The 12,560-nt window shown below is 65.1% G+C and carries 13 protein-coding genes; 5 read left to right on the top strand and 8 right to left on the bottom strand.

Features of this window, described 5'->3' with window-relative positions:
• Positions 1-59 precede the first annotated feature (59 nt).
• The 5 genes from ACVJNE_RS06735 (at position 60) to ACVJNE_RS06715 (ending at position 4,577) form a co-directional block, all read left to right on the top strand.
• On the top strand, positions 60-1,229 hold the full coding sequence (locus ACVJNE_RS06735; RefSeq protein ID WP_499564052.1) for an NAD(P)/FAD-dependent oxidoreductase: 1,170 nt from the start codon (positions 60-62) through the stop codon (positions 1,227-1,229).
• Between the two features lie 237 nt (positions 1,230-1,466).
• A complete protein-coding gene (locus tag ACVJNE_RS06730) occupies positions 1,467-1,904 on the top strand; it encodes a glyoxalase superfamily protein (protein WP_499564050.1) in 438 nt (145 codons plus the stop codon).
• A 276-nt stretch (positions 1,905-2,180) separates the two neighbouring features.
• The gene (locus tag ACVJNE_RS06725; RefSeq protein ID WP_499564048.1) at positions 2,181-3,791 is read left to right on the top strand and encodes a GMC family oxidoreductase; all 1,611 of its coding nucleotides are present in this window, start codon (positions 2,181-2,183) and stop codon (positions 3,789-3,791) included.
• 249 nt (positions 3,792-4,040) lie between these two features.
• A complete protein-coding gene (locus ACVJNE_RS06720; protein ID WP_173188817.1) occupies positions 4,041-4,250 on the top strand; it encodes a cold-shock protein in 210 nt (69 codons plus the stop codon).
• 108 nt (positions 4,251-4,358) lie between these two features.
• Positions 4,359-4,577: a hypothetical protein gene (locus ACVJNE_RS06715; RefSeq protein WP_499564046.1), complete on the top strand. Its 219-nt coding sequence runs from the start codon at positions 4,359-4,361 to the stop codon at positions 4,575-4,577.
• A gap of 90 nt (positions 4,578-4,667) precedes the next feature.
• On the opposite strand, the gene ACVJNE_RS06710 is transcribed toward ACVJNE_RS06715, so the two are convergent.
• The 8 genes from ACVJNE_RS06710 to ACVJNE_RS06675 form a co-directional block, all read right to left on the bottom strand.
• Complete coding sequence (locus ACVJNE_RS06710; protein WP_444726386.1) at positions 4,668-5,354, bottom strand: class II aldolase/adducin family protein; 687 nt, start codon at positions 5,352-5,354, stop codon at positions 4,668-4,670.
• Between the two features lie 10 nt (positions 5,355-5,364).
• Positions 5,365-5,682, bottom strand: coding sequence for an L-rhamnose mutarotase (rhaM, locus tag ACVJNE_RS06705; RefSeq protein ID WP_444726387.1), 318 nt, complete (start codon positions 5,680-5,682; stop codon positions 5,365-5,367).
• A gap of 12 nt (positions 5,683-5,694) precedes the next feature.
• Entirely contained in the window at positions 5,695-6,984 is a 1,290-nt protein-coding gene (gene rhaI, locus ACVJNE_RS06700) for an L-rhamnose catabolism isomerase (protein ID WP_499564043.1), read from the bottom strand.
• A 20-nt stretch (positions 6,985-7,004) separates the two neighbouring features.
• Positions 7,005-7,850 (bottom strand): TIGR01459 family HAD-type hydrolase, encoded by an 846-nt coding sequence (locus tag ACVJNE_RS06695; protein WP_499564041.1) that lies wholly within the window; start codon positions 7,848-7,850, stop codon positions 7,005-7,007.
• Positions 7,847-9,124: an FGGY-family carbohydrate kinase gene (locus ACVJNE_RS06690; RefSeq protein WP_499564039.1), complete on the bottom strand. Its 1,278-nt coding sequence runs from the start codon at positions 9,122-9,124 to the stop codon at positions 7,847-7,849. The genes ACVJNE_RS06695 and ACVJNE_RS06690 overlap by 4 nt, the downstream gene beginning before the upstream one ends.
• Positions 9,125-9,188: 64 nt before the next feature.
• Entirely contained in the window at positions 9,189-10,256 is a 1,068-nt protein-coding gene (locus tag ACVJNE_RS06685) for a class II aldolase/adducin family protein (protein WP_499564037.1), read from the bottom strand.
• A gap of 188 nt (positions 10,257-10,444) precedes the next feature.
• Positions 10,445-11,551 (bottom strand): autoinducer 2 ABC transporter substrate-binding protein, encoded by a 1,107-nt coding sequence (locus tag ACVJNE_RS06680; RefSeq protein ID WP_499564035.1) that lies wholly within the window; start codon positions 11,549-11,551, stop codon positions 10,445-10,447.
• 61 nt (positions 11,552-11,612) lie between these two features.
• Positions 11,613-12,557 carry an ABC transporter permease gene (locus ACVJNE_RS06675; RefSeq protein ID WP_499564033.1) on the bottom strand — a complete coding sequence of 315 codons (945 nt, stop codon included), beginning with the start codon at positions 12,555-12,557 and terminating at the stop codon, positions 11,613-11,615.
• Between the last annotated feature and the right edge of the window lie 3 nt (positions 12,558-12,560).

The raw sequence follows: 12,560 nt of genomic DNA, 5'->3' as shown, positions 1-12,560 counted from the left end.
TTGCAGCCCGGCGACGAAACTGTTTCTGTCCGCGCCGCATCGACAGAGGAAGAGCCGGCATGGCCAGTACCGACATCGTCATCATCGGCGGCGCGATCGTCGGCGCCTCCATCGCCTGGTCCCTGCGCGAGGAGGGCTTTGCGGGTTCCATCGCGCTGATCGAGCGCGACCCGCAATTCACCTGCTCCGCGACCACCCTGTCGGCCGCCTCGATCCGCCAGCAATTCTCGATCGCCGAGAACATCCGCCTGTCACGGTTCACCCTCGGCCTCTTCCGTGAGCTGAAAAAGCACTTCGGCGACGACGCCGACATCGGCTTTCGCGAGAAAGGCTACCTGATTCTGGCCGGCCCAGAAGGCGGCTCGATCCTCGAAGCCAACCACGCCGTGCAACTGGCCGAAGGCGCCGACATCGTGCTGGAGGACGCCGAGACGCTGCAGAAGCGTTTCGCCTGGCTGTCCGGCGAAGGTCTTTCCGCAGGCGCCTATGGCCGCTCGGGCGAAGGCTGGTTCGACGCCCATGCGCTGCTTATGCTGTTCCGCAAGGCGCTCAGGCATCGCAATGTGGAGATGATCACGGGCGAGGTCAGTTCCATCCGGCGCGAGGGCGACCGCGTCACCGGCGTCACCCTTGCCGACGGCGAAAGCATCGATGCGGGCCTCGTCATCAATGCGGCAGGCCCCAATGCCGGCCGCGTCGCCGCGCTTGCAGACCTTGCCCTGCCGGTCGAGCCGCGCAAGCGATCGGTCTTCGTCTTCGAGGCCCGCGAGCGCTTCGACGACATGCCGCTGCTGGTCGATCCATCCGGCGTCTGGGTGAGACCGGAAGGCTCGGTCTATATCACCGGGGGCGCCGAGAACGAGGACGGCGAAGGCCCAGCCGATCCGGCGGATTTCGATCCGGACTGGTCGCTGTTCGAGGAGGTGGTCTGGCCGACGCTCGCCGCCCGCATTCCCGCCTTCGAGGCGATCAGGCCCGGCCGCGCCTGGGCCGGCCACTACGAATACAACACACTCGACCAGAACGCCGTGATCGGCCCGCACCCGGAAGTTCAGAACTTCCTGTTCGCCAACGGCTTTTCCGGCCACGGACTGCAGCAGGCCCCCGCCGTGGGCAAGGCGCTGGCCGAATTAATCGTCCACGGAGCCTATCGCACTGTCGACTGCAGCCCCTTTGCCTGGCAGCGCATCGCCGATGGCCGCCCCTTCCGCGAACTCAACGTGATCTAGAGCGCGTTCCCGGCCGCCATTGACGCAGCGTCCGGCAATCCCTATGTGAGCGGCCGGGTTGGGAAGCCCCTGCCGCCCGCAGGCTCACGCCATGGTGAAGCTTCCCGGAGCATCGGACCGAAAAAGCGGAATCCGCTGCTCACGAGACGATCTCGTTTCCCTGTCATCCGACGGCCGAAACGGCAATGCGGGCTCCCGTGAACAGCATGCCGTCCACCTGAAGATAGGAGAAACGCGATGACCGATACGTCATCCGACTACAAGACCCATGCAAAACGCCTGCGCGACGCGCTCGCCGCGGACGGCATCGCCGTATCGCACGGCAAGGCGCTGGAACTCGTCGCCCGCCAGAACGGCGCACGAGACTGGAACACGCTGGCAGCGAGGGAAAACGGCACCGAAACGACCGCGCGGACGACGCCTTTCAGCGTCGGCGACCGCGTCGAGGGCACGTTCAACGACAGCCCCGCCCAAGGCCGCATCATCGGTCTTGCCGAGACCATCAAGCCGTCTCTGTGGCGCGTGACGGTGCATTTCGACCCGCCGGTCAACGCATCGACCTCGCGGCACTTCGCGGCCGAACGCCGCCGTGTCGAGATGGTCGTGGGCACCGACGGCCGCTCGCGCCGGCTCACCGGCACCGAGACCGGCGTGATGGCGCTTCACCGCGCCTGATTTGTTGGAGCGCTTGCGCCCAATCTAAAAACGCCTATCCGTCATGATTCGCATGCTTCCTCCCCCGCTTAGCGGGGGAGGAAGCATGCTGTGGCTGTCCACAACCTGGATCCTCTTCTGTTTACGGAGGACGGGGACCGCCGGGCCCGTTCGCCACGGCCGCGAGATGCCCCCGGTCACCTATTGCGACAATCGAGATTGGATCGCCGCGCGTTTCCGGCTTTACTGTAAGCTGGCGGAAGCCGTTGCCGTCGTTTGGCGAAGGTGTGGGTGAGGATGACTGTTTCGAACCGGCTGGATCTTGGTGTTTTCGACTACGTGATCGTGGGGGCGGGTTCGTCCGGGTGCGTGCTTGCGAACCGGCTGAGCGCGGATCCCGGCAAGCGCGTGCTGCTGCTGGAGGCCGGCGGTTCCGACAATTACCACTGGATCCATATTCCCGTCGGCTATCTCTACTGCATGGGCAACCCGCGCACCGACTGGGGCTATTCGACGGTCAAGGAGCCGGGACTGAACGGGCGTTCGCTTGCCTATCCGCGCGGCAAGGTGATGGGCGGATGCTCGTCGATCAACGGCATGATCTACATGCGGGGTCAGGCGGCCGACTACGACCACTGGCGCCAGCTCGGCAATCCCGGCTGGGGCTGGGATGACGTACTGCCCCTTTTTCGCAAGTCGGAGAACCACCACGCGTCCGGCGCGCCGTTTCACGGCCGGGACGGCGAGCTCAGGGTCGAGCGCCAGCGACTTTCGTGGCCGATACTCGACGCCGTGCGGGAGGCGGCTCAGGAGATGGGCGTGCCGCAGGTGGACGACTTCAATGGCGGCGATAATTTCGGCTCGTCCTATTTCGAAGTGAACCAGAAGGCCGGCCTCCGCTTCAACGCCGTGCGCGCCTTCATCCGCCCGGTGCGGCACCGCCGCAACCTGACCGTGATGCCGCATGCGCAGGCCGAGCGCATCGTCTTTAACGGGCGGCGCGCCAGCGGCGTCGACCTGAGGCTCGGCGGCAGGCCGGCGCGGGTGCATGCCTCGGGCGAGGTGATCCTCTCCACAGGCGCGATCGGTACGCCCCAACTGCTCCAGCTTTCCGGGCTCGGCGCGGGGTCGCTGCTGCAGGCGCATGGCATTCCAGTCGTGCGCGACATGCCGGCTGTCGGGGAGAACCTGCAGGACCACCTGCAGATCCGCACCGCATTCAGGATAGCGGGCGCGCAGACGCTCAACGAGCGGCAGTCGACGCTTGCGGGCAAGGCACGCATCGCGCTGGAATATGCCTTCAGGCGATCGGGGCCGATGTCGATGGCGCCGAGCCAGCTCGGCATCTTCATGAAATCGGACGCGATGTTCGACACGCCCAACATCGAATTCCACGTGCAGCCGCTTTCGCTGGAGGCGTTCGGGCAACCGCTCCACGATTTTCCCGCAATCACCGTCTCCGTATGCAACCTCCGGCCGCAGTCGCGCGGCACCGTGAAGATCGTCTCGCCCGAATTCGACCAACACCCGGAGATCGCGCCCAACTATCTTTCCACCGACGGAGACCGCCAGGTTGCCGCCGACTCGATCACAGCCGCCCGTCGCCTCATGGCCACGCGTCGCATGGCGCAGTACAAGCCCGAGGAGTTCAAGCCGGGAACGGCGATCCAGTCGCCCGAGGAGCTGGCGCGCGCCGCCGGCGACATCGCGACGACCATCTTCCATCCGGTCGGCACCGCGCGGATGGGGACGGACGAGCAGGCCGTTGTCGACCCACATTTGCGCGTTCACGGCGTCGAGGGGTTGCGGGTCGTTGACTGCTCCATCATGCCGACGATCGTATCCGGCAATACCCATGCGCCCGCCGTCATGATCGCGGAGAAGGCTGCGCAGATGATCGTCGCCTGAACGCCGGCGATCGGGAGCAGCCGCTTTGCGCCCGCCGACCAAGTTGATCTGCCTCCTCACCAACTAAAGTTGCCGGCGGCCTTGCCGTGAACACAATCGATCCCTATATCAAGTCAATCGATCTTGTTGACGAACTTTGTTTCCGCGCTACAGCGCTCCGACGATCTTCCCTCTCAATTTCGAAGACTGCGACGTTTGGCATCCGGCCAGGCGTCGATGATCTGTGCCGATTTGAAAAGGAAAATCGATATGGCTACTGGAACCGTAAAATTCTTCAACTCCACCAAGGGCTTTGGCTTCATCGAGCAGGACGGCGGACAGCCGGACGTGTTCGTGCATATTTCGGCAGTCGAGCGGGCTGGCATGTCGACGCTCGCCGAAGGCCAGAAGCTCAGCTTCGAGGTTGTCAAGGACAACCGCAACGGCAAGAGCGCAGCCGAGAATCTTCAGGCTGCATAAGGAATAGCGTTTCTGGTCTTTGACCACGGATGTACTGGCACTGGCCATCGAGACGCTCAGGAGAAGGTCGGGAATTCCCGGCCTTTTTCACTTTGAGGAGACCCGATCATGGATGACGTTTTTATCAATGCCGTTTTTCAGCCCAAGCCTTCCAAGCAGGAAAGCAAGGCGGACGTCACGACCAAGACCGCGCGTGCGATAATCGACCACGAACTGTCGGCCCGCGAGGCCAAGACCGAGCGGCTGCGTGCCGCGAGGCTGGCGCAGGAAGAAGCCGCGGCGAGCAAAGCGCCTGCCGTGAAGAAGCCGCGCAAAAAGAAGAGCTGATTTCGCGCAACGGAGACTGCGCGCGTTCGCGAGAAATCAGCCTGGACAGGGACCATGTCTATAGGCGCCGTAGCGGATGAAGCGGCTCGTTCAGCTCCTACCGCGCGGACGGGCGACGTCGTTCGAGCCTTCGGCCTCGGGTCCAAAGCCGTAGCTCATGCGCTTCATCTGCGCGATCACGCGCTCCATCTCGTCGTCGGGCAGCACTGGCGGCTCGCCCAGCGCCAGCGCCTGCACATACATGCGCGACAAAGTCTCGACCTCGATCGCCAGCCAGAGCGCGGCCTCCAGCGACGTGCCGAGCGAGATCTGGCCGTGCTGGCCGAGCAGGCAGGCAAGTCGCCCCTCAAGCGCTTCGAGTGCTGCGTCTGACAGTGCCTGGGTGCCAAAGGTCGCATAGCGCGCGCAACGGATGGTGGTGCCGCCAGCGACGCCGGTCATGTAGTGAAATGCGGGAATGGTCTTGTGATGGCAGGCCAGCGTCGTCGCGTAGACCGAGTGGCAGTGCAGCACGACATTGATGTCTTCGCGGGCCCTGAGAATATCGCGATGAAAGCGCCATTCAGAAGACGGGCGGCCTCCGACATAAGTGCCATCGAAGTCCATCTCCACGATGTCGTCCGGCGTCATGACGTCGTAGGGCATGCTCGACGGCGTTATCAGGAAGCCGTCGCCGGAGCGCACGGAGAGGTTGCCCGCCGTGCCCTGGTTGATGTCGCTGGTATTCATACGGCGGCAGATGGAAACCATCTCCTCGCGCAGCGCCTCGTTCGTCATCGTCCTCATCCTAATCCATGTGAAAAACGCGTTGCAGCGGCACGACGACCGGCTCGTTGCGGTCGCCCACCTGCATGATGTCGGCCATGAAATCCCACCAGCGGCGGTTGATCTGCGTTTGCGGCAGGTCGTCCATCGTATGGTCGTCGGCGCGCACGAGGGTGGCCAAGAGATGGTTCGTTTCCGGGTCGAGCCAGATCGTGTAGTCCGAGATGCCGGCCGCGCGAAGGGCTGCCAGCATCTGCGGCCATATCTCGTCGTGACGGTGCCGATACTCCTCGGCCTGGCCGGGATTCAGCACCATTCGAAACGCGATCCGTTCGGGCATCGGTCTATCCTCCTAGACGATACCGCCGCCAGCTGCGGCAACCGCCGGGCGCTCTGCGGTGACCTTGGCGCGGTAGCCTGCCGCGCGATAGGCGGCGACCGGATCGATCGCGCCGCCCGCCTTCAGCCGCGCCATGGCAAGGATCGGCTCGACGTCCGTGCGGTAGGCTGCCTTTAGCGTCTGCGTGGCCATCAGCGCGTCGTTGTCTTCCTGAAATGCGGTGAGCGCGTCACGATCCACCAGCAGCGCCTGCGCATAGGCGCGCTGCACTTCCGTGGCCGACAGCATCAGGCTCTCGATCGGGTCGGTGACGTTGTGGCTCTGGTCGAGCATGTGGGCGGGATGGAAGGCTTTGCCGGCGGACAGTTCGGCATCGACCAGCTCGTTGAAGACGAGGAACAGGCGGTATGGATCGATGGACCCTGCGTCGAGATCGTCGTCGCCATATTTGCTGTCATTGAAGTGGAAGCCGCCGAGCTTGCCGAACTGGATCAGCCGCGACACGACCATCTCGATGTTGACGTTGGGCGCGTGGTGGCCGAGGTCGACAAGGCAGAAGGCCTTTGGACCCAGCTCCTTCGCGATGATGTAATTGGTGCCCCAGTCCTGCACCACGGTCGAATAGAAGGCCGGCTCATACATCTTGTGCTCGGTGAAGAGCCGCCAGTCGTCGGGCAGGGCGGCATAGATGTCGGCCATCGCTTCCAGATAGCGTGAAAAAGCGCGGGCGAAGTTCACCTGGCCGGGAAAGTTGGAGCCGTCGCCGATCCAGACGGTCAGCGCCTTCGAGCCGAGCGTCCTGCCGATCTCGATGCATTCGAGATTGTGCTCGACCGCCTGCCGGCGCACGGCAGCATCGGCATGACTGAGCGAGCCGAACTTGTAGGAAAGCTTCTGGTCCGCCGCGTCGGAAAAGGTGTTGGAGTTCATCGCGTCGAAGCCGAGGCCGAAGCGCGCGGCCGCCTGCTTCAGGCGCTTCGGGTCAGCCTTGTCCCACGGAATGTGCAGCGACACGGTCGGTGTGGCGCGGGTAAGCTGCTGGACGACCGCGCAGTCCTCGATCTTGTCGAAGATGTCGCGCGGTTCGCCGCCGCCGGGAAAGCGAGCGAAGCGCGTTCCGCCGGTGCCGACGCCCCATGAAGGAATCGCGACGCTGAAGGCCTGCACCTTTGCCAGCACCGCATCGACGGCGATGCCCCGGCGTGCGAGTTGCTCGCCGAGTGCGGCATAGTCGGATTTCAGCGCGGTCTGCCTGACCTCGTTTTCCCGCGAGACGATGTCGGTTTCTATGATCGTTTCCATCTGGTCCTCCGTGCGAGGGCTCACCATGCGAAAGCCGGCAGCAGAAAGTCGGGCGGCGCGCCGTGCTCGGCAAAGAGCCGCTCGCGCTCCGCGGCGGAGCTGGCTTCCAGTATGCCGGTTGCGACCAGCGCCGTGTTCAGCCCGGCCGCCCGGCCGCCCGCGATGTCGTGCTCGATGCTGTCGCCGACACAGACGACGCGGCCCGGCGCTGGATTGCCGAGCAGCTCGAGTGCCGCCTCGTAGATGCGGGGGAAGGGCTTGCCTATCCACTCCACCGCGCCGCCCAGCTCCTCATAAAGCTCGGCGATCCGGCCGGCACCGAAGCGCGGCCCGGCACTCGTCAGCATCACCTTGTCGGGATTGGTGCAGAGACAGCGCACGCCACGGGCGGCAGCCGGCTCCAGCAGGCGGCGATAGTGGTCGAGATCGTAGCGGTCGCCCTCGCTGCCCGACAGAAGCACGATGTCGGCGTCAGCACCGCTTTCCGTAACGGTGAGGGGCAGGCCTTCGATCGCCGAGCGATCGCCGTCGCGGGCGATCAGCAGGCAGCGGGCGGATGCGCGATCGCGCAGCTCGTCGCTGAGCATGCGCCATGCGACCTCGCCGGACGACAGGAAATGGTTCCAGCTTCCCGCCTCAAAGCCCAGCCGTACCAGCCGCGCCTCGTTGGGGGCGGAGCGTTTGCCGGAATTGGACAGGAGCAGGCTTTTCTTGCCCGCCGCCTTAAGCCGCAACAGTGTCTCGACCGCGCCGGGATAGGACGCGGCGCCATCGTGCAGCACGCCGAACTGGTCGAGCACGAAATAGTCGAACCGGGCTGCGAGTTCGCTGATCCCGGAAAGCGGTTGCGGTGCGGCAGTGCTCATGCGGGCTCCCGGGCGTGTTCGAGCCCCTTCAGCGCCAGCCGCGCCGCGCCGGCGGCGGCCTGTTCGGAATGTGCCGGCAGGAAAGGAACGCCGAGCCTGCGCTGGCGGATGGCGGTCCAGACGGCATTGCCGGCGCCGCCGCCGACGCTGCGGACTGACCGAAGCGCGGGCGCGCCGAGATCGGCGAGGCGGTCGTAGCCACGCTTCTCGATTGCCGCGATGCCTTCCAGCATGCCCTTCAGGAACGCGGCGCCCGATGCCGGCCTGGGCTCGAGGCGCGGCTGCAAGGCGGGGTCCATGACCGGAAAGCGCTCGCCGGGCTCGAGTAGCGGGTAGTAGTCGAGCCCAGTTTCGTCCTCATGACCGATTTCATCCGAGAGCCGCGCGATCTCATCTCCGGTGAAATATTGAGCAAGCACTCTGCCGCCAGTGTTCGATGCGCCGCCGGCGAGCCAGAGCCCGTTGATTCGGTGGCTGTAGACGCCGAATTCGGGGGCGAAGACGGGCTGGTCGCACAGGAGTTTCAGGGTCAGCGTCGAGCCCAGCACGGTGACGCCGTCGCCCGGCTCGCTTGCGCCGGTTGCGACAAACGACGCGCAGCCATCGGTCGTGCCGGCGACGATGGCGACGTCTCCTGCGAGGCCGAAGCGTTGCGCCATGGTTGGCGCTACGGTGCCGATAGAAGTGCCGGGTGCGACCACGTGCGGCAGTAGTGCCGGCCGCAGACCGGTTGCGGCGATCCATTCCGGCCACCGCGCGGCGACCGGGTCGTAGCCGGTCTTGAGCGCGTTGTTTTCGTCGGTCGTGTCGAAGCGGCCCGAAAGCCGCCCCGCGATCCAGTCGGCCTGATGAAGCACCTTGCTCACGCCCGCAAAATCCTGAAAGACCAGCGCCTTGGCGAGCCCGGACGTCGCGCCGTGGGCCGCGCTTTTGCGCGCGATGACCGGTGCGATGCGGGCAAGCAGCGCTTCGTCCTCGACCTTGTCGCTGTACATGAGCGGCCGGGCCAGCGGCAGGCCATCGGCATCGACCGGCAGCAGCGTGCCGGAGGTGCCGTCGACGGCGATCGCGCGCACAGAAGATGGCTCCACGGCCGTCAGCACCTGCTCCAGCGCGGCCTCGACGGCGCGCCACCAGACGCCCGGATCGCGCGCGTCGGCGCCATGGTCGGACAGAGCCGATGCGCCTTGCGCGGCGATGTCGAAGGCCTGCGTCATTGCAACCGCGCGGGCGCCGGATGTGCCGAGGTCGATGCCGATGGCGAGGGGAGTCACGGATGACGCTCCGATGTGGCGACGGCGGGCGCGCAACTGTCCATGTCGGGTATCCCAAGCACCATCACGCCGACTTTCGCGCCGCCTTGCGGGCCAGTTCCTGCCGGTATTTCTCGGCGTCCCAATCGGTAAGCTGGAGGTGTTCTTCGGCAGTGAGCACACGCAGGGGCGCGCCGGGCGGGATGCGGGTCGCCACGTCGGCGAGACAGCGCGCCATGGCGTCGGCGCTCGGCGTCGCGTCCCCGCGCATCAGCACGCCGATGCCGGGGAACACGATCGAGACCGGTGTTGCGCCGATGCGCGCTACGACCGCCTGCGCATCTTCGCCGGGCCGCGCGATGGCAGAGCCCTCGCCAAGGAAAATCACATGGTCCGGGTAGAGGCTGCCATGCGCCGCGATCTCATTGCTGGCAGGATCGGTGGCGACGGCATGGGCGGCGTCGCTTTCGGGCAGACGAAACGCGACGTCTTTCGATGGGGCTGCACGCGCGCGCAGTTTTTCCATGTCGGCGGGGGGAGCGGAGCGCGGTTCGGCGGCGAGCCTTTGCGTGACTTCATTCAACAGGGCTTCGGCCGCGTCGACGGTTTCCGCGGCGACGACCAGACCGTGATTGGCCAGCACCAGAACGTCTGGCCTCTTCGAGGAATGCTCCGCTATGGCCAACGCCAGCGGCAGGCCAGGCCTTGCATAGCGCACCAGCGCCCAGTTGAGCCCGTCGAGCCTTGTCGCCAGCTCCGACCGGCAATCCGTGCGCACCGCAAGGGCGATGGTGTTGACGCAATGTACATGCAGAACCACGCGCTGTGGCATCAGCGCATGAACCGTGGTCTCGATCGAGGGACGCAAACCTGACGGATTGAGGTCAGGGATCGTGAACTGTTCGGCCCGCTCGGCGGCGGGATCGACGGATGAGACGGCGTCAAGCAGCGGTGCAATCTCCACCGGAACCATGATGTCGCGTTCCAGCGCATGGGCGAGCCATGTACCCGAAGCCTTGATCCAGAGGATGCCGTCGGCCTTCAGCGAAGTGTTGCCGCCCGCACCCTGAATGAGAAGGGGATCGGATCCGATCCGTGCCGAAAGCGCCCGCAGGTCGGCGAGCTCGACCCGTGGTGAAGCCGCTTCTCGCATGGTGCCGATCCTTTCCCTTGTCTGACTGCCTGCATCGACTGCCGGGCAGTGCGGGAGGGGTGGAACCCCTCCCGAAATCCGACCTAGGAGCAACGGGCGTTCGGACGAACGCAGCTCCGTTGCTCCAGTTTTGTTTTCCCAGCCGCATTTGTGCGACGCCAGACGATTCCGTCTGGCTGCAAAATGCTCTAGAAGTCGAAGTCGTTGATGTTGTCCTTGGTGAACACGAACGGCGCACCAAGAAGGATCTCCGAGCCGTTGATGACCTGGAGTTCACCCAGCTTGCCGGCTTCCACCGAGGTGGCGCCCGGCTCCAGCGTTCCATCGGCAACCGCGCGCAGCACGTAGGCTGCCGCATAGCCGAGGTCGACCGGGTTCCACAGCACCACCGACTTGACGCAGTCCGAGGCGACATAGGGCTTCATGGCGTTGGGCGTGGCGAGACCGACAACGGCGACGTTGCCGCACTGGCCCGCCTGCGTCACCGCATCGGCGGCAGCAGGCGTGGCGACGCTGGTCATGCCGAATATACCCTTCATCTCATCGCCATACTTGTTGATGAGCGTGTTGGCCTGGTTGAAGGACAGGATGTTGTCTTCCTGCGCCTCGACCGTCTCTAGCCACTTCATGTTGGGGTAGCACTCGCTCTGATAGGCCTCCATCTCGGCGATCCAGCGAGCCTGGTTCGGCGTGGTGAAGGTCGAGGTGACGATGGCGAAAGCGCCGTCATCGCCGATCTCGGCGGCCATCGCGTCGACCATCGATTTGGCGATGCCGTTGAACTCGGCCTGGTTGACGAACCACTGCCGCGCATCCGGCTCGGAATTGGCGTCGTAGCCGACGACATTGATGCCGGCCGCGAGGGCCTTCTTCAAAACAGGCGAGATGGCCACCGGGTCATTGGCGGCGAACAGGATGCCGTCCACGCCGCTGGTAATGTAATTGTCGATCAGGGTGATCTGGTCGTCGATATTGGCGCGGCTGGGGCCGTCGGTCTTGGCATTCATCGTGCCCATCTCGGCGGCCGCGTCGGCGATGCCCTTCGAGGTGGCGTTGAAGTAGCCGATGCCGACGAGCTTCGGCACGTCGACCACGGTCAGCGTCTTGCCCTTGCGGTCGGGGGCGTCGGTCGGCTCGCCGCCGTCATAGGGAACCGCGGCCGCCGCGGCTGCGGCACCGTCGCAGGCGAGCGGGCTGGTCGGCAGGTCGTCGCCGCCGGTCCATGTCGACTGGGCATGGCTGAGGCTGGTCGAAAACGACAAGGCCAGAATTGCAGACAGAACTATCTTACCCATGTTTTCCTCCACTGAGCGTCGAGGCACCCGCGAGCGGCGGTGCCCGGCGAAAGCGTTCCTCCTATCGGGAGCCGCTCCTCCCGAATATGTTGCTGACCAGGATGGCCATTATCAGCACGGCGCCGATCAGCATGATGGTGCCGTCACCCTTGACCCCGGCGAGCGAAAGGCCGTTCTTCAGCGCCTGGATGAGGCAGAGCCCGATGATGGTGCCGAGGATCGTGCCGCGGCCGCCGAATATAGACGTGCCGCCGAGCACAACCGCGGTGATTGCGTCGAGCTCTATGCCGGTGCCCATGTCCGAACGCGTGGTCGACACGCGCGATACGAAGATCACGGCTGCAAGCGACGCGGCGAAACCCGAGGCTGTGTAGAGCGCGAGCTTCGTCTTCTCGACCGAAAGACCGGAAAAGCGGCTGGCGACCTCGTTGGAGCCGATGGCGTAGACCGTTCGTCCCCAGCGCGTATAGGCGAGGATGATCGCAGCGATGATCGCGGCGGCGAAAAGGATCCAGAGCTGGGTCGGTACGCCGAGCACCTGGCCCTGGCCGAGCACATAGAACCAGTCGGGGTAGCCGCGCACCGAGCGAGCCTGACTGATGCCTTCGGCCAGGCCGCGATAGAGCGCGAGCGTGGCCAGCGTCGCTATCAGCGGCGGCACGCGGAAGCGGGTGATGATGAAGCCGTTCATGAAGCCGGCAAGGGTGCCGGCCGCGATGGCCGCGACGATGGCCATCGGTAGCGGCATGCCGACATTCTGCCAGAACACGCCGAGCAGGATCGCCACGAGTCCGAGGATCGAGCCGACGGAAAGGTCGATGCCGCCGGTGGCGATGACGAAGGTCATGGCGATCGCGATCAGGCCGATCTCCGTCATCAGCCGGCCCTGATTGAGCAGGTTCGAGACGGTGAAGAAGCGGTCGGACTGCCACGACAGCACGATCAGCACCAGCACGAGGAGCAGCGCCAGAAACGTTTCATGGCGGATGAGGGCGCGAAGGTTCATGGT

It is taken from the genome of Mesorhizobium sp. DxT (assembly GCF_058448885.1).
Note: the sequence above shows the minus strand (reverse complement) of the source record. Positions and strands in the feature narration are given on the sequence as shown.

Excerpts from the sequence above, each read along its gene's own strand:
- ACVJNE_RS06735 (WP_499564052.1), top strand. The coding sequence starts at position 60 with ATGGCCAGTACCGACATCGTCATCATCGGCGGCGCGATCGTCGGCGCC.
- ACVJNE_RS06730 (WP_499564050.1), top strand. The coding sequence starts at position 1,467 with ATGACCGATACGTCATCCGACTACAAGACCCATGCAAAACGCCTGCGC.
- ACVJNE_RS06725 (WP_499564048.1), top strand. The coding sequence starts at position 2,181 with ATGACTGTTTCGAACCGGCTGGATCTTGGTGTTTTCGACTACGTGATC.
- ACVJNE_RS06720 (WP_173188817.1), top strand. The coding sequence starts at position 4,041 with ATGGCTACTGGAACCGTAAAATTCTTCAACTCCACCAAGGGCTTTGGC.
- ACVJNE_RS06715 (WP_499564046.1), top strand. The coding sequence starts at position 4,359 with ATGGATGACGTTTTTATCAATGCCGTTTTTCAGCCCAAGCCTTCCAAG.
- ACVJNE_RS06710 (WP_444726386.1), bottom strand. The coding sequence starts at position 5,354 with ATGACGAACGAGGCGCTGCGCGAGGAGATGGTTTCCATCTGCCGCCGT.
- rhaM (WP_444726387.1), bottom strand. The coding sequence starts at position 5,682 with ATGCCCGAACGGATCGCGTTTCGAATGGTGCTGAATCCCGGCCAGGCC.
- rhaI (WP_499564043.1), bottom strand. The coding sequence starts at position 6,984 with ATGGAAACGATCATAGAAACCGACATCGTCTCGCGGGAAAACGAGGTC.
- ACVJNE_RS06695 (WP_499564041.1), bottom strand. The coding sequence starts at position 7,850 with ATGAGCACTGCCGCACCGCAACCGCTTTCCGGGATCAGCGAACTCGCA.
- ACVJNE_RS06685 (WP_499564037.1), bottom strand. The coding sequence starts at position 10,256 with ATGCGAGAAGCGGCTTCACCACGGGTCGAGCTCGCCGACCTGCGGGCG.
- ACVJNE_RS06680 (WP_499564035.1), bottom strand. The coding sequence starts at position 11,551 with ATGGGTAAGATAGTTCTGTCTGCAATTCTGGCCTTGTCGTTTTCGACC.
- ACVJNE_RS06675 (WP_499564033.1), bottom strand. The coding sequence starts at position 12,557 with ATGAACCTTCGCGCCCTCATCCGCCATGAAACGTTTCTGGCGCTGCTC.